The 25,223-nt window shown below is 71.7% G+C and carries 22 protein-coding genes; 11 read left to right on the forward strand and 11 right to left on the reverse strand.

Annotated elements, in window-relative coordinates; genetic code table 11:
* Positions 1–143 precede the first annotated feature (143 nt).
* Entirely contained in the window at positions 144–1,526 is a 1,383-nt protein-coding gene (locus tag ACIP79_RS14190) for a cysteine desulfurase/sulfurtransferase TusA family protein (protein ID WP_401222954.1), read from the forward strand.
* On the opposite strand, the gene ACIP79_RS14195 is transcribed toward ACIP79_RS14190, so the two are convergent.
* Complete coding sequence (locus tag ACIP79_RS14195) at positions 1,527–2,501, reverse strand: carbohydrate kinase family protein (RefSeq protein WP_383683587.1); 975 nt, start codon at positions 2,499–2,501, stop codon at positions 1,527–1,529. It lies immediately after the preceding gene.
* Between the two features lie 144 nt (positions 2,502–2,645).
* Between ACIP79_RS14195 and ACIP79_RS14200 the strand changes: the two genes are divergently transcribed.
* Complete coding sequence (locus ACIP79_RS14200; protein WP_401222955.1) at positions 2,646–2,855, forward strand: hypothetical protein; 210 nt, start codon at positions 2,646–2,648, stop codon at positions 2,853–2,855.
* A 205-nt stretch (positions 2,856–3,060) separates the two neighbouring features.
* Positions 3,061–4,608, forward strand: coding sequence for a hypothetical protein (locus ACIP79_RS14205; RefSeq protein WP_401222956.1), 1,548 nt, complete (start codon positions 3,061–3,063; stop codon positions 4,606–4,608).
* A gap of 177 nt (positions 4,609–4,785) precedes the next feature.
* Here the strand turns inward: ACIP79_RS14205 and ACIP79_RS14210 are convergent, their stop codons facing one another.
* The gene (locus ACIP79_RS14210; protein ID WP_365427349.1) at positions 4,786–5,142 is read right to left on the reverse strand and encodes an iron-sulfur cluster assembly accessory protein; all 357 of its coding nucleotides are present in this window, start codon (positions 5,140–5,142) and stop codon (positions 4,786–4,788) included.
* Positions 5,143–5,442: 300 nt separating this feature from the next.
* Between ACIP79_RS14210 and nadA the strand changes: the two genes are divergently transcribed.
* Positions 5,443–6,639: a quinolinate synthase NadA gene (gene nadA / locus ACIP79_RS14215; protein WP_401222958.1), complete on the forward strand. Its 1,197-nt coding sequence runs from the start codon at positions 5,443–5,445 to the stop codon at positions 6,637–6,639.
* Between the two features lie 112 nt (positions 6,640–6,751).
* Here nadA and ACIP79_RS14220 read toward each other — a convergent pair whose 3' ends face one another.
* From ACIP79_RS14220 to ACIP79_RS14245, 6 genes are all read right to left on the reverse strand, one after another.
* Complete coding sequence (locus ACIP79_RS14220) at positions 6,752–7,867, reverse strand: glycoside hydrolase family 19 protein (protein WP_401222959.1); 1,116 nt, start codon at positions 7,865–7,867, stop codon at positions 6,752–6,754.
* A gap of 228 nt (positions 7,868–8,095) precedes the next feature.
* Complete coding sequence (locus ACIP79_RS14225; RefSeq protein WP_401222961.1) at positions 8,096–11,227, reverse strand: efflux RND transporter permease subunit; 3,132 nt, start codon at positions 11,225–11,227, stop codon at positions 8,096–8,098.
* Between the two features lie 156 nt (positions 11,228–11,383).
* On the reverse strand, positions 11,384–12,067 hold the full coding sequence (locus ACIP79_RS14230) for a response regulator (protein WP_383684401.1): 684 nt from the start codon (positions 12,065–12,067) through the stop codon (positions 11,384–11,386).
* A complete protein-coding gene (locus ACIP79_RS14235) occupies positions 12,064–13,281 on the reverse strand; it encodes a sensor histidine kinase (RefSeq protein ID WP_383684399.1) in 1,218 nt (405 codons plus the stop codon). The genes ACIP79_RS14230 and ACIP79_RS14235 overlap by 4 nt, the downstream gene beginning before the upstream one ends.
* Positions 13,282–13,485: 204 nt before the next feature.
* Positions 13,486–13,764, reverse strand: coding sequence for a hypothetical protein (locus ACIP79_RS14240; RefSeq protein ID WP_401222964.1), 279 nt, complete (start codon positions 13,762–13,764; stop codon positions 13,486–13,488).
* Positions 13,765–13,795: 31 nt separating this feature from the next.
* Positions 13,796–14,590, reverse strand: a complete 795-nt coding sequence (locus ACIP79_RS14245; protein WP_387180585.1) for a PspA/IM30 family protein — start codon at positions 14,588–14,590, stop codon at positions 13,796–13,798.
* A 309-nt stretch (positions 14,591–14,899) separates the two neighbouring features.
* On the opposite strand from ACIP79_RS14245, the gene ACIP79_RS14250 reads away from it, so the two are divergent.
* From ACIP79_RS14250 to ACIP79_RS14260, 3 genes are all read left to right on the forward strand, one after another.
* A complete protein-coding gene (locus ACIP79_RS14250; RefSeq protein ID WP_401222965.1) occupies positions 14,900–15,523 on the forward strand; it encodes a DUF3043 domain-containing protein in 624 nt (207 codons plus the stop codon).
* 83 nt (positions 15,524–15,606) lie between these two features.
* Entirely contained in the window at positions 15,607–16,308 is a 702-nt protein-coding gene (locus tag ACIP79_RS14255; protein ID WP_387180583.1) for a class I SAM-dependent methyltransferase, read from the forward strand.
* Between the two features lie 63 nt (positions 16,309–16,371).
* On the forward strand, positions 16,372–17,466 hold the full coding sequence (locus tag ACIP79_RS14260; RefSeq protein ID WP_401222967.1) for a S1C family serine protease: 1,095 nt from the start codon (positions 16,372–16,374) through the stop codon (positions 17,464–17,466).
* 51 nt (positions 17,467–17,517) lie between these two features.
* Here ACIP79_RS14260 and ACIP79_RS14265 read toward each other — a convergent pair whose 3' ends face one another.
* Positions 17,518–17,733, reverse strand: a complete 216-nt coding sequence (locus tag ACIP79_RS14265; RefSeq protein ID WP_266826299.1) for a hypothetical protein — start codon at positions 17,731–17,733, stop codon at positions 17,518–17,520.
* A 113-nt stretch (positions 17,734–17,846) separates the two neighbouring features.
* On the opposite strand from ACIP79_RS14265, the gene ACIP79_RS14270 reads away from it, so the two are divergent.
* Positions 17,847–19,049: a bifunctional adenosylcobinamide kinase/adenosylcobinamide-phosphate guanylyltransferase gene (locus ACIP79_RS14270; protein ID WP_401222970.1), complete on the forward strand. Its 1,203-nt coding sequence runs from the start codon at positions 17,847–17,849 to the stop codon at positions 19,047–19,049.
* 6 nt (positions 19,050–19,055) lie between these two features.
* On the opposite strand, the gene ACIP79_RS14275 is transcribed toward ACIP79_RS14270, so the two are convergent.
* On the reverse strand, positions 19,056–20,171 hold the full coding sequence (locus ACIP79_RS14275) for a class I SAM-dependent methyltransferase (protein WP_401222972.1): 1,116 nt from the start codon (positions 20,169–20,171) through the stop codon (positions 19,056–19,058).
* A gap of 130 nt (positions 20,172–20,301) precedes the next feature.
* Between ACIP79_RS14275 and cobT the strand changes: the two genes are divergently transcribed.
* A complete protein-coding gene (cobT, locus tag ACIP79_RS14280) occupies positions 20,302–21,498 on the forward strand; it encodes a nicotinate-nucleotide--dimethylbenzimidazole phosphoribosyltransferase (RefSeq protein WP_401222974.1) in 1,197 nt (398 codons plus the stop codon).
* Positions 21,499–21,616: 118 nt separating this feature from the next.
* Here cobT and ACIP79_RS14285 read toward each other — a convergent pair whose 3' ends face one another.
* Positions 21,617–22,384, reverse strand: a complete 768-nt coding sequence (locus tag ACIP79_RS14285; protein WP_401222976.1) for a hypothetical protein — start codon at positions 22,382–22,384, stop codon at positions 21,617–21,619.
* A gap of 71 nt (positions 22,385–22,455) precedes the next feature.
* Between ACIP79_RS14285 and ACIP79_RS14290 the strand changes: the two genes are divergently transcribed.
* Both ACIP79_RS14290 and ACIP79_RS14295 read left to right on the forward strand, forming a co-directional pair.
* Positions 22,456–23,238, forward strand: coding sequence for an adenosylcobinamide-GDP ribazoletransferase (locus tag ACIP79_RS14290; RefSeq protein ID WP_401222978.1), 783 nt, complete (start codon positions 22,456–22,458; stop codon positions 23,236–23,238).
* Positions 23,239–23,501: 263 nt separating this feature from the next.
* Positions 23,502–25,031, forward strand: a complete 1,530-nt coding sequence (locus tag ACIP79_RS14295) for a leucyl aminopeptidase (RefSeq protein ID WP_401222980.1) — start codon at positions 23,502–23,504, stop codon at positions 25,029–25,031.
* The last annotated feature ends 192 nt before the right edge of the window (positions 25,032–25,223 follow it).

Genomic DNA, 25,223 nt, shown 5'->3' on the forward strand with positions numbered 1-25,223 from the left:
GGGGCGCCCACCGGCTCGGAGGTGGTTCTCGTACGGCGGCGGCTCGCCCGTCGTGCTGATCGCGCCCGCGGCGGAGCCGCACATGTCACCGTCCCGCGCCCCGTGCGGGACGCTCCCGTGACCGGAGGACTTAGCGTTGCGGTGTGTCCTACTTCGATGCCGCTTCCGCCGCCCCTCTCCATCCCGTTGCCCGGCAGGCCCTGCAGGCCTCGTTGGACGAGGGGTGGGCGGACCCCGCACGCCTCTACAGGGAAGGGCGGCGGGCCCGGCTGCTGCTCGACGCGGCGCGGGAGGCGGCGGCGGACGCGGTCGGCTGCCGCCCGGACGAGCTGGTCTTCACCTCGTCGGGGACCCGGGCCGTGCACTCCGGGATCGCGGGCGCGCTGGCCGGACGGCGGCGCGTGGGAGACCACCTGATCGTGTCAGCCGTCGAACATTCCTCCGTACTCCATTCGGCCGAGGTCCACGAGTCGGCGGGCGGTTCGGTGACCCGGGTCCCGGTCGCACGTACGGGCGAGGTGTCCCCCTCGGCGTACGGCACCGCCCTGCGCCCGGACACCGCGCTCGCCTGCCTCCAGTCCGCCAACCACGAGGTGGGCACGGAGCAGCCGGTGGCCGCGGTGGCACAGGAGTGCCGGGCGGCGGGCGTACCGCTGCTGGTCGACGCGGCGCAGTCGCTGGGGTGGGGCCGGGTGGAGGGCGACTGGTCCCTGCTCACGGCGAGCGCCCACAAGTGGGGCGGCCCTTCGGGTGTCGGGCTGCTCGTCGTGCGCAAGGGGGCGCGGTTCGCTCCGCAAGGGCCCGTGGACGAGCGGGAGTCGGGGCGGGCCGCCGGGTTCGAGAACATCCCCGGGATCGTCGCGGCGGCCGCCTCGCTGCGGGCCGTGCGGGCCGAGGCGGCCACGGAGGGCGCGCGGCTGCGGGAGCTGACGGACCGCATCCGGCTGCGGGTGCCCCAGCTGGTTCCCGACGTCGAGGTGGTCGGTGACCCGCAGCGCCGGCTGCCCGGCGTCGTCACCTTCTCCTGTCTCTATGTCGACGGGGAGACTCTGCTGCACGAGCTGGACCGCGCGGGCTTCTCGGTCTCCTCGGGTTCCTCGTGCACGAGCAGCACGCTGACACCCAGCCATGTGCTGGAGGCCATGGGCGTGCTGACCGAGGGAAATGTCCGGGTGTCACTGCCGCCGGGTGTGCCGGAGGCGGACGTCGAGCGGTTCCTGTCGGTGCTGCCGGGCGCGGTCTCGGCCGTACGGGAGAAGCTGGGCGCCCCCGCGGCGCCGACGAAGGCGCCCGCGGCCGGGGATTCGCTCGTCGTGGACGCGCTCGGCAGGCGGTGTCCGATCCCGGTCATCGAGCTGGCCAAGGTCATCGGAGATGTCCCGGTGGGCGGCACCGTCCGTGTCCTGGCGGACGACGAGGCGGCGCGGCTGGACATTCCGGCGTGGTGCGAGATGCGCGGGCAGGAGTACCTGGGCGAGGAGCCGGCGGACCACGGTTTCGCGTACGTGGTCCGCCGGGTGTCCTAGTTACACCATGTGGATCTGGACCTCGGCGGCGGCCTCATGGCCGTACGCCTTGGTGAAGCGGTCCATGAAGTTGGTGCGGCGCAGCTGGTACTCCTGTGTGCCGACCGTCTCGATGACCAGGGTGGCGAGCATGCAGCCGACCTGGGCGGCGCGCTCGGGCGAGACGCCCCAGGCGAGGCCCGAGAGGAAGCCCGCGCGGAAGGCGTCGCCGACGCCCGTGGGGTCGGCCTTGCGCTCCTCCTCGGCGCAGCCGACCTCGATCGGCTCCTCGCCGGCGCGCTCGATGCGCACGCCCTGCGCGCCGAGGGTGGTCACCCGGGTGCCGACCTTGCCGAGGATCTCCTCGTCGCTCCAGCCGGTCTTGGACTCGATGAGCCCCTTCTCGTACTCGTTGGAGAAGAGGTACGTCGCGCCGTCCAGCAGGACCCGGATGTCCTCGCCGCTCATCCGGGCGATCTGCTGCGAGAAGTCGGCGGCGAAGGGGATCGAGCGGGAGCGGCACTCCTCGGTGTGGCGCAGCATCGCCTCGGGGTCGTCCGCGCCGATCAGGACGAGGTCGAGGCCGCCGACGCGGTCCGCCACGGCCTTGAGCTCGATGAGGCGGGCCTCGCTCATGGCGCCGGTGTAGAAGGAGCCGATCTGGTTGTGGTCGGCGTCCGTGGTGCACACGAAGCGCGCGGTGTGCAGCACCTCGGAGATGCGCACCGAGTCGGTGTCGACGCCGTGCCGGTCGAGCCAGGCGCGGTACTCGTCGAAGTCGGAGCCCGCCGCGCCGACCAGGATCGGCTTGGTGCCGAGCTGGCCCATGCCGAAGGCGATGTTCGCGCCGACCCCTCCCCGGCGTACGTCGAGGTTGTCGACCAGGAAGGAGAGGGAGACCGTGTGCAGCTGGTCCGCGACCAGCTGGTCGGCGAAACGGCCGGGGAAGGTCATGAGGTGGTCGGTGGCGATGGAGCCGGTGACTGCGATACGCACGGCGAGGACACGCTCCTGCGAGGGATGTGGAGGGGCTGGCGTTGACAGTTCACGCTACCCGGTCGACGCGCGCGCACTGAAGCGGCAAAAACTACCCGATAGTAGATCTTTCTTCGCGAGCTCCACCGTGCCTACGGTGCCGCTATGACAAACCTGAAGGTCCACGGCACCGCTCCGCACGACCTCGAAGGCGATCTGGAGTCCCTGCGCGGCGACTGCGCGCGGATGGCCGGGCAGTGGAGCGCGCCCGACCCCGTCACCGCCGTTCCCGTGCCGCCCTCCCTCATCCACGGCGTGACGGTGCCGCCCACCTCGGCACGGCTGCTGGACGCGATGTCCGAGTACGGAAACTGACGGGCTCGGAAGCGGACTGACGGAAGACGGCCGGAAAAGCGGCCGGAAACCGCGCTCGCGGGGAACCGTGCGCTCCCCCGCTGCGTCCCATCGCTGTCCCCCGTAAAGGGGATGCGGTATACGACCCACAGCGCCTCTTTTCCGGCGCCCCATTCTTGACCGGGCCGGGTCGTCAGGACAGCAGTGGAGCCTAAGGAGCGATGCGGTGAGCACCGAGCGACCCGACAACGAGGCGACCGAACCCGCCGAGGGTGGCGAGACGGACGGCGAGACGGCGAAGCCGCGTCGGCGGCATTCCCCGGTGGCCGTCGTCTCCGTCGCGGCCGCGGTCCTGCTCGCGGGCGGCGGCGGCGCGTACTTCGCCACGACCGCGTCGGACGGCGGTAAGGGGAACAACGGCGCCGGGACACCCGCGGGCGCCGGCACTCCCCCGGCACTCACCCTCGACGACTATTCCGCGAGCGCCCCGGGCGAAACGGGCGGTACCGCCGACCCGGGCGAGCCGAACGGCATCGCGCCGGGTGAGCCGAACCCGTACGGCACGACCTACCGGGCGGACGGCGACCTCGCCGACGGCCCGGACTCGGCCCCCGTGTACGCGGCGAAGGGCGAGGTGACCAAGGCCGAGGTGGCGCGGCTGGCCGAGGCGCTCGGGGTGGCGGGCACGCCGCGGACGGACGGGAGCGACTGGACGGTCGGCTCCACGAACGACGCGTCCGAGCCGAACCTCCGGGTGAGCCGGGCCGCGCCGGGGACCTGGACCTACAGCTCGTACGTGCCGGGCGGCGACGACTGCGCCAAGAACAAGCCGTGCGGGCCCGTCGGGTCCAGCGGCCTGGCGGGGATGCGTCCGCCGGCGGTGAGCGAGGCGGAGGCGAAGAAGGCGGCCGCCCCCGTGCTGAAGGCCGTCGGCCAGGACGACGCGAAGCTGGACGCCGGTCAGCTCATGAACGACGACCGGGTACGCGTGGTGAACGCGGACCCGGTGGTCGGCGGGCTGCCCACGTACGGCTGGACGACCGGCGTACAGGTTGGTTCCGAGGGCCGGATCATCGGCGGCAGCGGGCAGTTGAAGGCGCCGGTGAAGGGCGACACGTATCCCGTGCTGACGGCGCGGGAGACCCTGGACCTGATGAACGGCCAGTCCTCGGGCGGCGGACGCGAGGGGATCGGCGGCTGCGCCAGTCCCGTACCGCTGAAGGACCGGGACGAGGTGCCGTGCGAGGCGTCCACCGTGACTCCGGAGCCCGCGACGGCGACGGTCGAGAAGGCCACGTTCGGGCTGGCGGCGCACTCGGTGGACGGGCGGCGGACGCTGGTGCCGTCGTGGCTGTTCGAGATCCGGGCGCCCGGTGTGCAGGGCGGCGTCACGGTGACGAACCCGGCGGTCGAACCGCGCTATCTGAGCTCACCGAGGACCGGTGAGTCCCCCGCGCCGACCGGGAAGTCCACCTCCGGGGACGTGAAGGTGGAGGGCTACAGCGCCGACGGCAAGGAACTGACCGTGAGCTTCTGGGGCGGCGTGTGCAGCGACTACTCGGCCTCGGCGAGCGAGAGTTCCGGCAAGGTGACGGTCAAGGTGACCAGCAAGTCGAAGCCCGGCCAGGTCTGCATCATGATCGCCAAGGCGATGGACCTCAAGGTGCCTCTGGACAAGCCGCTCGGTGACCGCGAGGTCATGGGAACGAACGGCAAGGAGATCCCGGAGGGCACGGACCTCGGCGCCGTGGAGAAGCCGGAACAGCCGCGGTGACGGTTACGCGGGGTCGGCACAACCGCGGTGACGGCTACGTGGGAGCGGCACAACCGCGGTGACGGTTACGCGGGAGCGGACTCCGCAGACGCGAAGGCGGCGTCCCCCCGGAGGGGGACGCCGCCTTCGTACGCGTGCGTGCGGCGGTGAGCCGGGAGCTCGGCCGCGGGCCGCGGTCTAGCTGAAGGAGTCGCCGCAGGCGCAGGAGCCCGTCGCGTTCGGGTTGTCGATCGTGAAGCCCTGCTTCTCGATCGTGTCCACGAAGTCGATGGACGCGCCGCCCAGGTACGGGGCGCTCATGCGGTCGGTGACGACCTTGACGCCGCCGAAGTCCTTGACGACGTCGCCGTCGAGGGAGCGCTCGTCGAAGAAGAGCTGGTAACGCAGGCCGGAGCAACCGCCGGGCTGGACAGCGACGCGCAGCGCCAGGTCTTCGCGGCCTTCCTGGTCGAGCAGGGCCTTGACCTTGGCCGCGGCCGACTCGGACAGGATGATGCCGTCGTTCACGGTGGTGGTCTCGTCCGATACGGACATCTGCTTCTCTCCCGGGTTGTTCGGAGACTGCTTGCCGACGGTTCCAACCGCCGGGGCCGCGGATTCATTCCGGGCCGAGCCCTTGTTCTTCGCGTTCTCCCTTCATGCTCGCACACGGGCCCGGACACGCACAGCGCCCTGTGGACAACCCCTCCGGGATTCACGTCACATCGACGCTATGGCAGTCGTCAAAGTGACGTGAAGCAGTTATGATAGATAACGTCAATTCGACGAAAAGGCATGTTCCGCTGGATCGCCACCGTGATCCGAGCGAGCCGCGCAAAAGAAAGGGTTGGTGTCGTGACCACCGCCCAAGCCCAGGAGCTCGACGTACAGCCGACGCCCCTCGCCCTGCTGCTGCTCGGCCGCGAGGCCGACCCGCGGAGCGAGCGTGGCGTCGAGTGCCCCGGTGACCTGCCCTCGCCGTCCGACCCGGACCTGGTGGAGCGTGCCCGCGCGGCAAAGGAGAAGCTCGGGGACAAGGTCTTCGTCCTCGGCCACCACTACCAGCGCGACGAGGTCATCCAGTTCGCGGACGTCACGGGCGACTCCTTCAAGCTGGCCCGGGACGCGGCCGCGCGCCCGGAGGCCGAGTACATCGTGTTCTGCGGTGTGCACTTCATGGCTGAGTCCGCGGACATCCTCACCGGCGACGACCAGAAGGTCGTGCTGCCCGACCTCGCCGCGGGCTGCTCGATGGCCGACATGGCCACCGCCGAGCAGGTCGCCGAGTGCTGGGACGTGCTGACCGAGGCCGGGATAGCCGAACAGGTCGTGCCCGTCTCGTACATGAACTCCTCGGCGGACATCAAGGCGTTCACCGGCAAGCACGGCGGCACGATCTGCACCTCCTCCAACGCCCAGCGCGCCCTGGAGTGGGCCTTCGGGCAGGGGGAGCCCTCAACGACAAAGGTGCTCTTCCTGCCCGACCAGCACCTGGGCCGCAACACCGCCGTCCGGGACATGGGGATGACGCTGGAGGACTGCGTCGTCTACAACCCGCACAAGCCGAACGGCGGCCTCACCGCCGAGCAGCTGCGGGACGCCAAGATGATCCTGTGGCGCGGCCACTGCTCCGTGCACGGCCGGTTCTCCGTCGAGTCGGTCGAGGACGTGCGCGCCCGGATCCCCGGGGTGAACGTGCTGGTGCACCCCGAGTGCAAGCACGAGGTCGTCGCGGCGGCCGACTACGTGGGCTCCACGGAGTACATCATCAAGGCCCTGGAGGCGGCTCCGGCCGGTTCCAAGTGGGCCATCGGCACGGAGCTGAACCTCGTACGGCGGCTGGCGAACCGTTTCGCGAGCGAGGACAAGGAGATCGTCTTCCTCGACAAGACGGTCTGCTTCTGCTCGACCATGAACCGCATCGACCTGCCCCACCTGGTGTGGACCCTGGAGTCCCTGGCGGCGGGCAACCTCGTCAACCGCATCGAGGTGGACCGGGAGACGGAGCAGTTCGCGAAGCTGGCGCTGGAGCGGATGCTGGCGCTGCCGTAGCCCGTACGGCTGTCGGGGTAAGGGGCGTCGGCCATTGCCGGCGCCCCTTACCCGTAGGCCAAGCGGTCCAGGGCCGCTCACACGGACCCGGTCACGTGGCCGGTCGGGAGGGTCAGCAGTAGAGGTTGGCGCCGGGGCTGACGCCCAGGATGCCGGTGAAGCGGTTGTAGGCGTCGACGCGGCTCTGGACCTGCGCGGGGTTGCGGCCGTCGCACTCCAGGGAGCCGTTGATGGAGCGGATGGTCTGGCCGAAGCCCGCCCCGTTGACCATGGCGTTGTGCGGGGTCATCGTGCCCGGTCCGGACTGGGTGTTCCAGTACCAGAGGCCCGTCTTCCAGGCGACCGAGGAGTCGTTCTGCACCAGCCAGGGGTTGTTGAGCAGATCGATGCCCAACGCGTCACCGGCGGCCTTGTAGTTGAAGTTCCAGCTCAGCTGGATCGGACCGCGCCCGTAGTAGGCGGCCTGTCCGGCCGGGCAGCCGTAGGACTGGCCCCAGTCGCAGTAGTGCGGGTAGTTGGCGGTGTTCTGCTCCACGATGTGGACAAGCCCGCCGGTCTCGTGGTTCACGTTCGCCAGGAACGCCGCCGCCTCCTGCTTCTTCACCGTGTCACTGCCCGCGTTGGCGAAGGCCGGGTAGGCGCCGAGCGCGGCGGTCAGACCGCCGTAGGAGTAGAAGGAGTTCCGGCCCGGGAACATCTGGTTGAACTGCGCCTCGGTGACGACGAATCCGCTGGGCGTACCGCCGCCCCCGGTGGCCGGAGCCGTCCATTTCTGGTTCGCGGCGCCGGTGCAGGTCCAGATCTGCAGCCGGGTGGCGTTGGCGGAGTTGTTGCCGCTGACGTCGAGGCACTTGTTCGCCTGGGGGTTGACGATGTCCCGGGCCGCCGTCACGACCCACTGCTGGTTGGCGCCCCCGACGCAGTCCCACAGGTGGATCTGCGCTCCGTCGGCGGTCGAGTTGTTCGAGACGTCCAGACACTTGCCGAGTGCCCGGATGGTGCCGTCGGAGCCGACGTTCCACTGCTGGGCGGCGGTGCCGTTGCAGTCGTAGAGCTGAACCGCCGTGCCGTTGGCCGCCGAGGCGCCGGCCACGTCGACGCACTTGCCCGCCAGGCCGCTGATCTGGCCGGTGGCCGCCGCGGCGGGAGACGCGGGCAGCACGCTCAGCAGACCTACCAGCAGCGAGCCGGCCGCGGCGTAGGCCGCACGCCTCCATCTGACCTTCATGCCCATGTCATGCCTTTCGCCGTTTTGCGCTCAAGTGGGGAGTCGAAAGAGGGGCGTTGAACCTTCACAAGTCCTTCATTGCTTGTTTTAAGGCGTGAGCGAAACGGCGTCAAGGCTTTGGTATGGACCAATCGGGGAACGGTGCCGGACGGACCTCTGAACGGCCAAGGGCCCTTGTCCCGGCGCGGGTCGCGCCGGGACAAGGGCCCTCTTCGAGCCGCGGGTAGGTCAGACTCCCGCAGGTTCCGGGGACTTGTCCTCGTCACCCGCGGGAGCGGTGGTCCCGCCGGACCTCGCCGCCCGCTTGGCCGCCTTCTTCTTCGCCCGGCGCTCCTTGCGGAGCTCGACGACGGTGTAGAGCGTCGGCACCAGCAGAAGCGTCAGCAGCGTCGAGGAGATCAGGCCGCCGATGACGACCACGGCCAGCGGCTGGGCGATGAAGCCGCCCTCGCCGGTCACGCCGAGCGCCATCGGGAGCAGGGCGAAGATGGTCGCGAGCGCCGTCATCAGGATGGGCCGCAGCCGGTGCCTGCCGCCCTCGATGACGGCCTCGACCGTGCCGTAGCCCTGCTTGCGGTACTGGTTGATCAGGTCGATCAGCACGATCGCGTTGGTGACCACGATGCCGATGAGCATCAGCATGCCGATCATCGCCGGGACACCCATCGGGGTACCGGTGACGATCAGCATGCCGATCGCGCCGGTCGCCGCGAACGGGATCGAGACGAGCAGGATCAGCGGCTGGATCAGCGACCTGAACGTCGCCACCAGCAGCATGAAGACGATCGCGATCGCCGCCAGCATCGCCAGGCCCAGCGCGGCGAAGGAGTCCTCCTGGTCCTGCGAGACCCCGCCGATCTCCGCCGTCGCCCCGGACGGCAGCTTGAGCGCGTCCAGCTTCGACGTGAGGTCGGCGCTGACCGCGCCCGTGTTGTCGCCGGTCGGCTTCGCCGTGATGGTGGCGGCTCGCTGACCGTCGATCCGGGTCATGGAGACCGGGCCGTCGACCAACCGCACGGTCGCGATGTCACCGAGCTTCGCGGCGCCCATCGGGAGGGCCTTCAGCTCGGCGAGCGTCCGGGCCGGCTCCGCCGACCTGATGACGATGTCCCGCTCGGTGTCGTCCAGGACGGCCTTGCCGGTCGTCGTGCCGCGGACCGCCTCACCGACGGCCGCACCGAGCGTCGCGTCGTCGAAACCGGCCGCCGCGGCCTTGGAGTTGGCCCTGACCGAGATGCGCGGCACGCTCTGCGCCAGGTCGCTCGTCACGTCCGTGACGTCGTCCAGCTTCGCGACCTCGTCACGCACCTTCTCGGCGGCCTCGCGCAGGGCGCCCGCGTCGGCCGCCTTCACGACGACGCTCAGATCCTGGCTGCCGAACCCGTCCCCGGCCGCGACCGTGGTCGTACCGACGCCGGAGAGCTTGCCGAGCCCCTCCTCGATGCCGTCCTGGACGTCGTCGAAGGAGGCCGAGTCCTCCAGCATGATCTGGTACGAGGCCTGGTTGGTGTCCGTGCCACCGCCGAACGCGGCCATGAACCCGGACGAACCGATGGTGACCTGGTAGTCCTTGACGCCCTCGACACCGTCGAGCATCTTCTCGACCTGCCTGGCCGAGGCGTCGGTCGCCGCCAGGCTGGTGCCCGGCTTCAGCTCCTGCTTGACGCTGATGACCTCCTGCTCGCCCTGGTCGAAGAAGTTGGTCTTCAGCAGCGGCGCCATGCCGAACGTGCCGATCAGGACGACGGCCGCGATCGCCACACTCGTCAGCCTGCGCCGGGTCGCGAAGCGCAGTACGGGAACGTAGAAACGCTGGAGCCTGCTGCGCTCCTCCTTCTCCTCCGCCCTGCGCCGCGCTTCCTCGGCGTCCGCCGGGGTGCCCTTGGGAGCGCGCAGGAACCAGTACGACAGCACCGGTACGACGGTCAGCGAGACGAGCAGGGACGCCAGCAGCGCCGCCGTGACCGTCAGGCTGAAGGAGCCGAACAGCGCGCCCACCATGCCGCCGGTGAGGCCGATCGGCAGGAAGACGGCGACCGTGGTGAGGGTCGAGGAGGTGACCGCACCGGCCACCTCGCGGACCGCCTTGAGGATCGCCTCCTCGCGCTCCTCGCCGTACCCGAGGTGCCGCTTGATGTTCTCCAGGACCACGATCGAGTCGTCGACGACCCGGCCGATCGCGATGGTCAGCGCGCCGAGGGTGAGCATGTTGAGCGACAGGTCGCGCGTCCACAGGACGATCAGCGCGAGCACCACGGACAGCGGGATCGACACCGCCGTCACCAGCGTCGAGCGGACCGAGGCCAGGAAGACCAGGATGACGAGGACGGCGAAGAGGAGACCCAGCGCGCCCTCGGTCGTCAGACCGTCGATGGACTTCTTCACGGCCGGGCCCTGGTCGCTGACGACGGTGATCTCCGCCCCGGCGCCCAGGTCCGCGCGCATGTCGGCGAGCTTGTCCTGAACCGCGTCGGAGATCGCGACCGCGCTGCCGTCGTGGTCCATGGTGACGTTCACGGCGAGGCTGGGCCTGCCGTCCGTACGCGTCAGGGAGTCGGCGGTGGCCTGCTCCTCCTTGACGGTGGCGACGTCGGCCAGCCGTACGGGCTTCTTGCCCGGGGCGCCCACGACCATCAGGTCCTGGATCTGCTCCAGCGAGGTGAAGCCGCCGCCGACCTGGACGGTGCGGTTGCTGCCGTCCTCGTCGAAGGAACCGGCGGGGACGGTCGCGCCGCCCGCCTGGAGGGCCTGGCCGAGCGCGGCGGAGGTGAGACCGGCCCGCGCCATGTCCTTGTCGTCCGGAGTGACGGTGACCTGGAGGTCCCGTACGCCGTCGACGGTGACCTGTCCGACCCCGTCGATGCCGGTCAGGTCCGGCACGACCGTCCGGTCGAGCCGGTCGGAGAGGGCCTGCTGGTCCTCGTCCGAGGTGACGGCGAGGACCACGGTCGGTATGTCGTCCGTGGAGCCGGCGAAGACCTGCGGGTCGACCGAGTCGGGCATCTGGGCGCGGGCCCGGTTGACGGCCTGCTGGACGTCGGCGACCAGCTGCTTGGTGTCGTTGCCGTAGTCGAAGGACGCCATGATCAGGGCGTTGCCCTCGCTCGCCGTCGACGTGACGCCGGTGATGCCGTCGACGGACTCGAGGTTGTCCTCGATGGGCTCGACGACCTGCTTCTCGACCACATCGGGAGAGGCACCCTGGTACGGCGCGAGCACCGACACGACGGGCAGTTCGAAGGTGGGCAGCAACTGCTGCTTGAGCTGGGGGATCGCGATCGCCCCGAAGGCGAGCGCGACCACGGACATCAGACCTATCAGGGCCCGTTGCGCGAGGCTGAATCTGGACAGCCAGGACATGGGTGAGGGGTCTCTCTTCTGTGGTGTGAGCGGCAGGAGGGGCACATCTGAGCACCCCCGCTCACACCTTGAGCCATCACCGGCGGCCGATCCGTCGCCCGCAGGTCCCTTTCCTTATGCGGAACCTACTCCAGGCGCAGTACACGACGGCGGCGTTCAGTCCACCCTCGGATGTACCAGCCCCGACTCGTACGCGATGACGACGAGCTGTGCGCGGTCGCGGGCGCCCAGCTTGGCCATGGCCCGGTTGACGTGCGTCTTCACCGTCAGCGGGCTCACCTCCAGCCGCTCGGCGATCTCGTCGTTCGAGTGCCCGCCGGCGACCTGCACGAGCACTTCGCGCTCACGTCCGGTGAGCGCGTCGAGCCGCTCGGCGCGGGCGGGGTCGCGCTCGTCGTCCAGACCGTCGCCCTGCGCGAGGAACTTGGCGATCAGGCCCTTGGTCGCCGCCGGGGACAGCAGCGCCTCGCCGCCCGCCGCGATCCGGATCGCGTTCAGCAGCTCCTCCGGCTCGGCCCCCTTGCCGAGGAACCCGGACGCGCCGGCCCGCAGCGACCGCACCACGTACTCGTCGACCTCGAACGTCGTCAGCATCACGACCCGTACGTGCTCCAGCGTCGGGTCGGCGGTGATCAGCCGGGTGGCGGCCAGCCCGTCGGTCCCCGGCATCCGGATGTCCATCAGCACGACGTCGGCCCGCTCCTGACGCACCAGCCGCACCGCCTCCGCGCCGTCGGACGCCTCGCCGACCACCTCCATGTCGGGCTCGGAGTCGACGAGCACCCGGAAGGCGCTGCGCAGCAGTGCCTGGTCGTCGGCGAGCAGGACGCGGATGGTCATACGGTGGCCCCCCTGGCGGGTGTGCGGTTCTTGACCGGAAGGATCGCATGGACCCGGAAGCCGCCTCCGTAGCGGGGACCGGCCGTGCATCTGCCGCCGAGCGCGGTGACCCGCTCCCGCATCCCGAGCAGTCCGTGCCCGCCGCCCTCCTCCGGGCCTTCGTCCTGCCCCGGCCCGTTGTCCAGGACGGTCACCTCCACGTTCGGGCCCACGCGTACGACGCTGACCTCGGCCTTCGCGTCCGGTCCCGCGTGCTTGCGCACATTGGTCAGGGCTTCCTGGATGACGCGGTACGCGGCGAGGTCCACGGCGGCGGGCAGGCCGGTCCCGTGGTCGCGGGCCACCTCGACGGGAAGGCCCGCGTTGCGGAAGGTGTCGGCGAGTTCGTCGAGGCGGCCGAGGCCGGGGGCCGGCTCGGTGGGCGCCTCGGGATCCCCGGTCTGCCTCAACAGGCCGACGGTGGCGCGGAGTTCGTTGAGGGCGGAGCGACTGGCGTCGCGTACGTGCGCGAGCGCCTCCTTGGCCTGGTCGGGCCGTTTGTCCATCACATGGGCGGCGACCCCGGCCTGCACGTTGACGAGCGCGATGTGGTGCGCGACGACGTCGTGCAGGTCCCGGGCGATCCGCAGCCGTTCCTCGGCCACCCGGCGGCGGGCCTCTTCCTCCCTGGTCCGCTCGGCGCGTTCCGCGCGTTCCCTTATGGCGTCCACGAAGGCGCGCCTGCTGCGTACGGCGTCGCCCGCGGCGGCGGCCATGCCGGTCCAGGCGAAGATGCCCAGGTTCTCCTGGGCGTACCAGGGCAGCGGGCCCGCGAGCATCGCCGCCGCGGTCAGCACGGTCATCGTGACCAGGCCGAGGCGCCAGGCGGTGTGTCGGTCGGTGGCCGAGGCGACGGTGAAGAGGGCGACGACTGCGGACATCGCGACCGGGGCCCTGGGGTCGCCGACCACCAGCTCCACGAGGGAGACGGCGCTCGTCGCGGCGAGGACGGTGATGGGCGCGCGGCGGCGGAAGACCAGGACGGCGGCGCCGAGCACCATCAGGGTGAGGCTGAGGGCGTTGGGGGTGCGGGTGATCCAGGTGGCGCCGTTCTCGCCGTGCGGGTCGACGAAGGAGCCGCCCACCATGCAGACGAGGACGCCCGCGGCGAGCGTGGCGTCCACGGCCAGGGGGTGGGCGCGGGCCCTGCACTTCGTCCGCTCCAGCGTGGTCACCCGTTCACGGTACGGGGCCCGTGCGGGGCTTGGAACGGGGGTGTCCGGTATCCGTCGGGCGGCGCGGGCCGGGGGTGGGCCCGGAGGGGTTTCTCGCCCCCTCCGCCCCTGCCCGTCCCGTTCCCGGGGGCTGCCGCCCCCGGACCCCCGCATCGCGCTGACGCGCTCGTCCTCAAACGCCGGACGGGCTGAGAGATCGCGCCGTCAGCCAGGAATGAGGCCCCCGTCGCCGAGCATCTCGCGCACCTCGTCGATCGTCGCGTCCGGGGACGGGAGGATCAGTTCCGACGGTTCCAGGGCGTCGTCCGGGAGGGGTGCGCCCAGGCGGCGGACCTCCTCCAGGAGGGCGCCCAGGGTGCGGCGGAAGCCGGGCTCGTCGCCGCTCTCGACCTCGGCGAGGAGCTCGTCGTCCAGCCGGTCCAGTTCGGTGAGGTGGCTGCTGTCCAGCCTCACCTGTCCCTCCCCCATGATCCGTACGATCATGTCGCCCTCCTAAGGCGTGGGTTGCCGCTTGCTACTGCTTGTCGAAGCGCGGCGTGTCCTGCGGCTGGGACTGCGACTGACCCTGGCCCTGGCTGCCCTCGATCGCCGGCTTCGACGCGGAGCCACCGGCCAGCTCGGCCTTCATGCGCTGCAGCTCCAGCTCTACATCCGTACCACCGGAGAGCCGGTCCAGCTCGGTCTGGATGTCGTCCTTGGCCAGCCCCGACTGGTCGTCGAGGGCCCCGGAGGCGAGCAGTTCGTCGATCGCGCCGGCGCGCGCCTGGAGCTGCGCGGTCTTGTCCTCGGCACGCTGGATGGCCATGCCGACGTCGCCCATCTCCTCGGAGATGCCGGAGAAGGCCTCGCCGATCCGGGTCTGCGCCTGGGCCGCGGTGTACGTGGCCTTGATGGTCTCCTTCTTGGTGCGGAAGGCGTCCACCTTGGCCTGGAGCCGCTGCGCCGCGAGGGTGAGCTTCTCCTCCTCGCCCTGGAGGGTCTGGTGCTGCGTCTCCAGGTCGGTGACCTGCTGCTGGAGCGCGGCCCGGCGCGACAGCGCCTCACGGGCCAGGTCCTCCCGGCCGAGCGCCAGCGCCTTGCGGCCCTGGTCCTCCAGCTTGGAGGACTGGTTCTGGAGCTGGTTCAGCTGCAGTTCCAGGCGCTTGCGGCTGGTCGCCACGTCGGCGACACCGCGGCGCACCTTCTGGAGCAGCTCCAGCTGCTTCTGGTACGAGTAATCGAGGGTTTCGCGCGGGTCCTCGGCCCGGTCAAGGGCCTTGTTCGCCTTCGCGCGGAAGATCATTCCCATACGCTTCATGACACCGCTCATGGGCTTCGCGCGCCCCCTTCTGACGGACTCCAGCTCCAGGTACTGCAACAGGTCCCACAGTACGGGCCCTGCATCCATTACCGCACTGTTCGGGGACGGATGCGCTCATCCCCAAGGACGACTGCGAACGGCACCGCTCCGGCGTAGGGAGTAGGTGAACCTCGGGGTCCACCAGGGGTTCCCGCGGAACACCTGGGGAATTCCGATGGGCCCGCCCGGTGAAACCGTGCGCAACGTCCCCTCTGCCCCAGTACTTTCCCAGTACAGACGTACGGTGTTGCCGGATCGTTCCCCACTCGAATGACGTCCATGCGCACATACCGCGTACCCTTGGGTTTTGTGTTCCGAAGCCGTGCGAACGAAGAGAAGGCCCCCGCCGACAAGGCGCTGGCCGACTCCAAGCTGACCCGTGATCCGCAGGCCCCCAAGGGCCGCCCCACGCCCAAGCGCAGTGAGGCCCAGACCCAGCGTCGTAGCGTCGCCAACACGCCGACGACGCGCAAGGAGGCGTCGAAGCGGCAGCGCGACGACCGTCGTGCCGCGATGGAGCGGCAGCGTCAGGCGCTGGCCAGCGGTGACGAGCGCTATCTGCCCGTCCGCGACAAGGGGCCGGTGCGGAAGTACGCGCGCGACTTCGTGGACTCGCGGTTCTGCATCGCCGAGTTCTTCCTGCCGCTCGCCGTCCTCATCCTCGTGCTGAGCATGGTGCGGGTGGGCTCGCTCCAGAACATCGCGCTGCTGCTGTGGCTCGTGGTCATCCTGATGATCGTGGTCGACTCGGTCGGCATCGCGGTCCGCCTGAAGAAGCAGCTCAACACCCGCTTCCCCGAGCTACCCAAGAAGGGCGCGGTCCCCTACGCGCTGATGCGCACCCTCCAGATGCGTCGACTCCGGCTGCCGAAGCCGCAGGTCAAGCGCGGAGAGCGGCCCTGAGCGCGAATCCCTTCTCCGGGGGCGCGGTGGACGCCTGGCTGAACAAGCTGGGCGGACTGCGTGATGTCGTACGGCAGGAGCTGGTGGCCCGGCAGCTCGACGAGCAGATAGCCGGGCGGTTCCCCGTCGGGCAGCGGCTGCGGGTGCTGGACGTCGGGATGGGCCAGGGCACGCAGGCGCTGCGGCTGGCCAGGGCCGGGCACCAGGTGACCGGGCTCGAACAGGACGCGAAGATGCTCGCGGTGGCCCGCGAGGCCCTGTGCGCTGAGCCCGAGGGCATCCAGTGCCGGGTGCGTCTCATCGAGGGCGACGGCCGCGAGACGGGCGTCCACTTCCTGCCGGGAAGCTTCGACGTGGTGCTCTGCCACGGCGTGCTGATGTACGTCCAGGAACCCGATCCGCTGCTGGCGGGTCTCGCGCGGATGCTGGCCCCCGGCGGGCTGCTCTCGCTGCTGGTGCGCAACGCCGACGCGCTGGCCATGCGCCCCGGTCTCTCCGGGGACTGGGCGGCGGCGCCCGCGGCGTTCGACACCACCGTCTACCGCAACCGGCTCGGGCTCGACGTGCGCGCCGACCGGCTCTCCACGCTGACGGCGACGCTCGCCGGGATCGGGGCGCCCCTGCACGCCTGGTACGGCGTGCGGGTCTTCACGGACACCGCGCCGGACGGGGCTCCCGTCCCGCCGGACCTGGAAGCCCTCCTCGCCGTGGAGGAACGGGCCGGGCGGACCGATCCGTACCGTCAGGTGGCGGCGTTGCTGCACCTGTGCGGAGTGCGGGGCTGACAGCCGACCCGTTCGGGTGCGCACCGCAGGTCGGCGAAAGCCCCCCGAAGGGACACTTCGGGCATGGACGCTTTCCGTACCCCTGCCCGCACCCGTTCCCGTCTGTACGTCCCCCTGGCCGTGTTCGCCTGCTCCGCCGCCCTGCTCGCCGGCTGTTCCTCCGGGTCCTCTCCCACGAGGTCCACGAAGTCCGCGAAGGACGGCACGACGACGCAGGCGGCGGCCCCGGTCGCGGCCGGTGACCTCCAGGACGACTACCTGAAGGTGATCAAGGACGTGCTGCCGTCGGTGGTGCAGATCCAGGCCAGCAGCGATCTGGGGTCCGGGGTGGTGTACGACGACAAGGGGCACATCGTCACCAACGCGCACGTGGTCGGGGACGAGAAGACGTTCAAGGTCACGACCGCCAACAGCGAGGACGAGCAGACGGCGACGCTGGTGTACGCCTACCCGGAGCAGGATCTCGCCGTCGTCAAGCTGGACAAGGTGCCGGACGGCCTGAAGGCGGCGTCGTTCGGGGACTCCTCGAAGGTCGAGGTCGGCCAGATCGTGCTGGCGATGGGGTCACCGCTCGGGCTGTCGTCCAGCGTGACCCAGGGCATCGTGTCGGCGACCGGGCGCACCGTCAGCGAGGGCAGCAGCGACGGCGGCACCGGGGCGACCATCGCGAACATGGTGCAGACGTCGGCGGCGATCAACCCGGGTAACAGCGGCGGCGCGCTGGTCGACCTCGACGGCAAGGTCATCGGCATTCCCACGCTGGCCGCGTCCGATCCGAACCTCGGGGGCGGTACGGCTCCCGGTATCGGCTTCGCGATCCCCGCGTCGATGGTGACGAAGGTGGCCGACCAGATCATCCAGGACGGCAGGGTCACCGACTCGGGCCGGGCCGCGCTCGGTGTCACCGGCCGTACCGTCGTCGACGCCGACTACCGGGCGGCGGGCGTCGCCGTGGTCGAGGTGAAGGACGGCGGCGGGGCCGACAGGGCGGGCATCGCGCCGGGCGACATCATCACCGGGCTCGGGGACACCGCGATCACCACCATCACCTCGCTCTCCGAGGCCCTCGCCGCCGACAAGCCGGGTGACAGGACGACGGTCACCTACACGAGGAACGGCACCGAGAAGACGGTGGGCGTGACGCTGGGCGAGCAGTAGAGGGCCCGGGTGCCGGAGGGAACCCCGGCACCCGTCGGCACCCCGGCCGGCCTACGCCTCGGAGGCGGCGTGCAGGCTCATCGGCCCGTAGATCTGTGTGCTGTCCTCGAAGAGGAACACCTGCTCCGCGCCACCCTCGAGGAGCTCCTTCCACACCTCGCCGATCCAGGACTCCGCGTCCCCCTGGGTGGTGAACTCCTCGGGCTGCACCACGGGTTGGACCTCTGTCCCGTCGGCCTTCTCGAACCGCCACGTCCATGCCGCCATGTACGCCTCCCAGGTATCGGCTCACTGCACAGCGGAAGCCGGACAAGATCCGACTTCTGCCCGAAGCCTAGCCGGACGGGCAAGACCTGCGGGGACACGCGAAAATCAGCTCCGTGGAACTGACACTGCTCGGCACCGGCGCCCCCGACGGCCTCCCCCGCCCCGACTGCCCCTGCGCGGCCTGCGCGACCGCGCACGGCGAGCACGCGCGGGCGGCGACCGCGCTGCTCGTGGACGGCACGCTGCTGCTCGACCTCACCCCCGGCGCCGTACTGGCGGCCGCCCGCGCCGGGCACTCGCTGGGCGGCGTACGACAGGTGCTGCTCTCGCATCCCCACGACGGCCCCGCGGTCGAGGTGCCGGCCGGGCTGCCGCAGCCCGGGAGGGTGCCCGACGGCCGGGAGTTGGCGCTGCTGACCGGGCACCGGGTGCGGGCGGTGGCGATGGACGCGCCCGGCACGGGGTACGCGGTGACCGGGCCCGACGGGCAGCGGCTGCTCTATCTGCCGCCCGGCGCGGCGCCCGCCGGTCTCGACGTGAACGGCGACCCGCCGTACGACATGGTGGCCGCCGACGTGGTGGGGCGCCCGGACGCGCTGGCGAAGCTGCGCGCGGTGGGTGCCGTCGGCCCGGCGACGGACGTGATCGCGGTGCACCTGGACCATGACGTGCCTCCGGGGGCCGAACTGCGCCGGCGGCTGGCGGCGGCGGGCGCGCGGGCCGTCCCGGACGGGTCGACGCTGGACGTGGGCGTCTACGAGGACGTCCCCGACGTGCCGCGCCGCACCCTCGTGCTCGGCGGCGCGCGCTCCGGCAAGTCGGTGGAGGCGGAACGGCGTCTTGAGGCCTTCCCCGACGTCGTGTACGTCGCCACCGGCGGGACCCGCAGCGGCGACAACGAGTGGGCCTCGCGCGTGCACGCCCACCGCGAGCGCCGTCCCGGCTCCTGGCGCACCGTCGAGACCTGCGACGTCGTCCCGCTCCTGGAGGCGGACGGCGCGCCGCTGCTCATCGACTGCCTCTCCCTTTGGCTGACCGACGCGATGGACTCCGTGAACGCCTGGGACGACGCGGAGTGGTCCTGCGGCGGGGAACGCGCGCTGCGGGCCCGGGTGGCGGAGCTGACGGCCGCCGTGCGGAACACCCGCCGCACGCTTGTCGCCGTCTCCAACGAGGTCGGTTCGGGGATCGTCCCGGCCACGGCGTCGGGCCGCCGCTACCGGGACGAACTCGGCCGTCTCAACGCGGCGTTCGGCAGCGAGTGCGAGCACCTGCTGCTGGTGGTGGCGGGTCAGGCGGTGACGCTGCGGGGCTGAGGCCGCTCACGGCCGGCGGCGCGCGATGACGCGGTACGCGTTCGAGAAGCGGGTACGGCGGAAGAGGGGCGCCAGCACGTGGTCCGCGGCGGCGGCCGAGGCGAGCAGCGGAAGGGCCGCCCGCGTCAGAGCCGTACGCAGTCCGCGCTGGAGCGGCGTCGGCGGGAGCGGGCGCCAGGGAGCGTCGAGGCCGGGGAGGACCCGGCTGAGGACCAGCGCGACGGCGCCGGAGAGGTCGTAGGGGATGTGCGGTTCGCGGCGGTCCGTCGACACGATCTCGCAGCCGAGCGACTCCAGTTCGGCCAGCAGGTTGGGCAGCGGCATCAGGTGGAGGTGGCGCGGCTGCCCGTAGGACACCCACCACTTGCCGAGCAGCGGGCCGAACGCGCAGTCGGGGTCCGGGACTTCGACGAGGAGCAGGCCGCCGGGGCGCAGCACCGTCAGCGCGGCGCGCAGTTCCTCGCGCGGGTCGGGGGTGTGCTCCAGGTGGTGGAACATGCTGACGACGTCGTAGCGGGCGCGCAGCCGCTCGGCGGTCGCCGGGTCGGTGAGCCGGCCGCGGTGGGCCTCCTCGACCCGTCCGGCGGCCAGGGCCCTCTCGACGCGCCGGGTGGTGTCGAGGCCGTCGAAGGCGGTGTACGGGTAGATCTCCCTGGCCACCTCGGGGAAGTGCCCGTGCCCGGTGCCGACGTCGAGCCAGCTCTCCGGCTCGGGGTGCGACAGCATCGCGCGGGCGGCGGCCAGGTGGCGACCTCGTCCGGCGCGGGCGGCGAGGATGCGGTCGGCGAGGCCGTCGGGCGTGTCGGCGTGGTGGTCCGGGTGGTGGTCGGGGTACTGGTCCAAGTGGTGGTCCAGGTCGTGGTCCAGGTGGTAAAAGGCCACTCCCTCCGCCGTCAGCCGGGGGTTCTGGAAGGCGTGGGCGCAGTCCCCGCACTCGTCGACGACGAAGGTGCCGGGTTTGCGCTGCCGCAGGTCCGGCGTACGGAGCCGGGTGCGCAGCCGTTTCGAGCCGCACCAGGGGCAGTCGTCCCGGCGCGGTTCGTGGAACCGGTCGGTGCCCTGGGCGAGTTCGCCGAGCCAGGCGGCCCGGCGTGCCGCGGTCGACGGCGAGGTGGGGGGCATGAGTGCTCCTGGTGCTTCTGTGGGGACGAGTCGCACGACAATCCGACATAAAAGGTACGTATTGAAGGGCGGTCCCCGGCGCAACGACGTGGCGCGGACGTGTTCGATCGGTGCCGGTACTGTTCGGCGAATGAGCTCGCTTAATCTCGACGACTTCACCGATCTGATCGAGCGCCCCGACGGAGGCGTCCGCCGTGACGCCGAGGCGTACCGGGAGCGCCAGATCGTGCCGCCCGGCTCGCTGGGCCGCCTCGACGAACTGGGCGAGTGGCTGGCGGCGGCGCAGGGAGCCGTACCGGTGCGGCCGATCGAGCACCCGCGTGCGGTGTTGTTCGCGGGGGACCACGGGATCGCCGGACTCGGTGTCTCGGCGCGTCCGGCGGGCAGCGCCGACCAGTTGGTGCGGGCGGTCCTGGAGGGTGCGAGCCCCGCGTCGATCCTGGCCCGCCGGCTCGGCGTTCCCGTGCGCGTGGTCGACATGGCGCTGGACTGCGATCCTGCGGGGCTGCCCGACGAGGTCGTACGGCACCGGGTGCGGCGCGGTTCGGGCCGTATCGACGTCGAGGACGCGCTGACGCAGGAGGAGGCGGAGGCCGCGTTCCGCGCGGGGGTCGCAGTCGCGGACGAAGAGGCGGACTCCGGTACGGATCTGGTGGTGCTCGGCGACATCAGCGTCGGCGGGACCACGGCGGCGGCGGTGCTGGTGGCCGCGCTGTGCGGGACCGACGCGTCCGTGGTGACCGGGCGGGGCGGGCTCGCCATCGGCGACCTCGCGTGGATGCGCAAGTGCGCCGCTGTCCGGGACGCGCTGCGGCGGGCCCGGCCGGTGCTCGGGGACCAGCTCCAGCTGCTCGCGGTGGTCGGCGGGGCCGACCTCGCGGCGATGACCGGGTTCCTGTTGCAGAGCGCGGTACGCAAGATGCCGGTGGTCCTCGACGGCGTCGTGGCCGCCGCCTGCGCCCTGGTCGGGCAGCGGGTCGCCTTCCGCGCGCCGGACTGGTGGCTGGCCGGCCAGAACAGCGGGGAGCCGGCGCAGGCCAAGGCGCTGGACCGGATGGCCATCGAGCCGCTGCTCGACCACGGGGTCACGGTCGGCGAGGGCGCGGGCGCCCTCCTCGCCCTCCCCCTGGTCCAGGCGGCGGCCGCCCTGGCGGCGGAGCTTCCGGAGAAGCCGTCGGCGGAGGCGGAGGAAACGGAAGACGAGCCGGTTCCGGATCCGGAGCCGGAAACAGAGGTGGAGGCCGGGACCGCGGCCGACCCGGAACCGGAGCCGGGGACCGCGGCCGGGGCACGCGCGGAAGCGGAGCCCTCGGCCCGGGAGGCGTAACAGAGGGCGTGCCCGGCACGCCGGTCATGTCGGCGGTGCGTGACGCTCGAACGCGCCGACGGGGACGGCGAGTTGAGGAGCCGTCATCTCCTGGGCCGCGCTCGGGCGCGGGGTCCGGTCACCGGCCGCCGGGCAGTGGGGGGACGGGCTCGGGGTCCGGCTTTCCGCCGATCCAGTCCTGGACGACCCGGGAGGGGCCGGCCCAGCGGCGGTCGTGGTGGAAGGCGCGCAGGGTGGACCGGGCACGGGCGCGCGGCCGGCGGCGGTAGAAGCGCTTGGCCCACGGCGAGCCGGGGCGGGCCAGCCGGATGGCGCCGACGATCGCGACGAACGGGATGACGACGCCGAAGATCGCCATCCGGACCTTGCCCTTGCCGAGGGCCAGCAGGGCGAAGGCGAAGTTCACCAGGATGCTCACGATCGCGCCGCCGCGGTCCTGGAGCTCCTGCTGGCTGAGGTCGTTGACGCCGAAGGGCAGGAAACCGGCGAGCGCCAGACCGACCAGGGCCGCCGTGACCACGACGACCTCGACGCTCTGGCGTCCCGCCTCGGTCCAGTAGACGTCGTCCAGATGCAGGATCAGCGCGAACTCGTCCAGCACCAGGCCCGTACCGATCCCGAACACCACGGCGAAGGCCGCCGAGCCGAAGCCGTGCCGGCTGCTGGCCACCGACCCGAACCCGCCGATCACCGTCAGCACGACACCCGGCACCACGTGGTGGATGTGCACCCCGCCCGCCTGCATGTTGCCGAACGGGCCCTTGCCCGCCCGGATCAGCCGGACGATGATCCGGGTGATCAGGAAGGTCAGCACGAACGAGGCGAGTGCCAGCAGAAGCGGCAGTTTCCCCGGCTCGATGACGTTGCGGTACAACCAATGACCCATATTGCGCACTTTATCCATGGCCGCCGACAGCCGCCGTCGGCGCTCCTCGGACGGCCGGATAGCCTGCGCCGGTGCCCAAGCCCTCCCTCGCCGACAGCCTCCGGTTCGCCTTCGGCACCCTCACCGCGCTCCCGGTGACGGTGACCCGCTGGGACCGCGAGGCCGCGCGCGGCGGGATGCTGTGCGCGCCGTGGGCCGGGCTGGCCGTCGGGGCGGGCGCGGCGCTGGCGGGTGTGGCACTGCTGGCGTCGGGCGCGGGGCCGCTGCTCGCCGCCGTGGCCACCGCCGCCGTACCGGCCGCCCTCACCCGGGGCCTGCACCTGGACGGACTCGCCGACACCGCGGACGGCCTCGGCAGCGGCAAGCCCGCCGAGGACGCGCTGCGGATCATGAAGCAGTCGGACATCGGCCCGTTCGGCGTGATCACCCTGCTCTTCGTACTGCTCGCGCAGGTGGCCGCGCTCTTCCAGGCGTACGACACCTCCTGGGCCCGGGGCGTGCTCGCGGCCGTCGTCTCCGCGACCGCGGCCCGCCTCGCCCTCACCCTGGCCGCGCGCACCGGGGTCCCGCCGGCCCGCCCCGACGGCCTGGGCGCGGCGGTCGCGGGCACGGTGCCGGTGCGCGGGGCCCTGCTGGTGGCCGCCGCCGTCACCGTGGCGGCGGCCGGCGCCGGGGCGCTGCTGGGCACGTCCGGCCTGGTTCGAGCGGTGCTGGCGGTGCTCGCCGCCTGCGCCGGCGCCGAACTGCTGCTGCGCCACTGCACGCGCCGCTTCGGCGGAATCACCGGCGACGTCTTCGGCGGCGTCGCCGAGACGGCGGCGACGACAGCGCTCGTGGTCCTGTCACTCGGCTGAGCCCGCCGCCATACCGGGCCAACACGGACGGTGCGGCGCATGTCACCGCGAGCGAGCGGCGGGGATCCGACATCCACGTCACCCGGCGGTGAACACCTGCCGGTATGAGCCGAACGCGGCCCCGAGCGTAGGCTCGACCCTGGTACTTGCCCCGCCCCGGTAAGGCCCACCCCTCAGGGCCGGATCCAGGGTCGATTGCCGGGCCCGGTCGACCCATCCTCATTCGGCCGCAGTAATTCCTACGGAAGCGAGATTTCACCACCGTGACTGCTCTCACTCTCAGCACCGCCGCGGCGTCCGGTCTGCGGGCCGACGCCATCGTCGTCGGTGTCGCGAAGGGCCCCAAGGGGCCGGTCGTCGCACCGGGTGCCGAAGGCGTCGACAAGGCGTACGACGGCGGGCTCGCCGGCATCCTGGAGACCCTCGGCGCCTCAGGGGCCGAGGGCGAGGTGACGAAGCTGCCCGCGCCCTCCGGCTTCAAGGCCCCGGTCGTCGTGGCCGTCGGCCTGGGAGCGGTCCCGGAGAAGGACGAGACGTACGACGCCGAGGCGCTGCGCCGCGCGGCCGGTGCCGCCGCCCGCACCCTGGCCGGCGCGAAGAAGGCCGCGTTCGCCCTGCCGATCACCGACCCCGCCGACGCCGGTGCCGTCGCCGAGGGCGTCCGCCTCGGCGCGTACGCCTTCGACGCGTACAAGGAGAGCGGGAAGAACGGCGCCGGTGCCAAGAACGGCAAGGGCCCGCTCGGCGAGGCCGCCCTGCTCGGCGGCAAGCCCCGCGACGCGGCGTACAAGGCCGCCATCGTGCGCGCCACCGCCGTGACCGAGGAGCTCAACCGCGCCCGCGACCTGATCAACACCCCGCCGAACGATCTCAACCCCGAGTCCTTCGCCGCCGTGGTCACCGCGGCCGGCAAGGAGCACGGCGTCAAGGTGCAGGTGCTCGACGAGAAGGCCCTGGAGAAGGGCGGCTACGGCGGCATCCTCGGCGTCGGCAAGGGCTCGGCCGCCGGTCCCCGCCTGGTGAAGCTGTCGTACACCTCCGCCAAGGCCACCAAGCACCTCGCCTTCGTGGGCAAGGGCATCACCTACGACTCGGGCGGCATCTCGCTGAAGCCCGCCGGGCACAACGAGACGATGAAGTGTGACATGAGCGGTGCGGCGGCGGTCTTCGCCGCCGTGGTCGCCGCCGCGCGCCTGGGCCTGGAGGTCAACGTCACCGGCTGGCTCGCGCTGGCCGAGAACATGCCCTCCGGTTCCGCGACCCGCCCCGGCGACGTGCTGCGCATGTACAGCGGCAAGACCGTCGAGGTCCTCAACACGGACGCCGAGGGCCGGCTCGTCCTCGCCGACGCGCTGTGGAAGGCGTCCGAGGAGAAGCCCGACGCGATCGTCGACGTGGCGACGCTGACGGGCGCCATGGTGCTGGCGCTCGGCAACCGCACCTTCGGCGTCATGGCGAACGACGACGCCTTCCGCGCCTCGATCGTGGACGCCGCGGAGGAGGTCGGCGAGGAGTCTTGGCCGATGCCGCTCCCCGAGCACCTGCGCAAGGGCATGGACTCGCCCACCGCCGACATCGCCAACATGGGTGAGCGGATGGGCGGCGGTCTGGTGGCCGGGCTCTTCCTGCGCGAGTTCGTGGGCGAGGGCATCACCTGGGCGCACCTCGACATCGCCGGCCCCGCCTTCAACGAGGCCGGTCCCTTCGGCTACACCCCCAAGGGCGGTACGGGCACCGCGGTGCGGACGCTGGTGCGTCTCGCCGAGCTGACCGCCGCGGGCGACCTCGGCTAGGTCCGCCTCGACGTCCGTAGTGGACGGCCCCGGGGTGACAAGTCACCCCGGGGCCGTTTTGTCCCCTTCGCGGAGCCTGTGGAGGCGTTCGCGGAGCCGGTGGGACGCGTCACACACCGGCCCGGCGTCTCGCTCGCCCCCGACAAGTGCGAAGATGGGTTCTCGGCAGGACAGGGCCCCCACCACAGGGCC

This window comes from Streptomyces sp. NPDC088747 (genome assembly GCF_044751025.1).
In the GTDB taxonomy this organism is placed as follows: Bacteria; Actinomycetota; Actinomycetes; order Streptomycetales; family Streptomycetaceae; genus Streptomyces.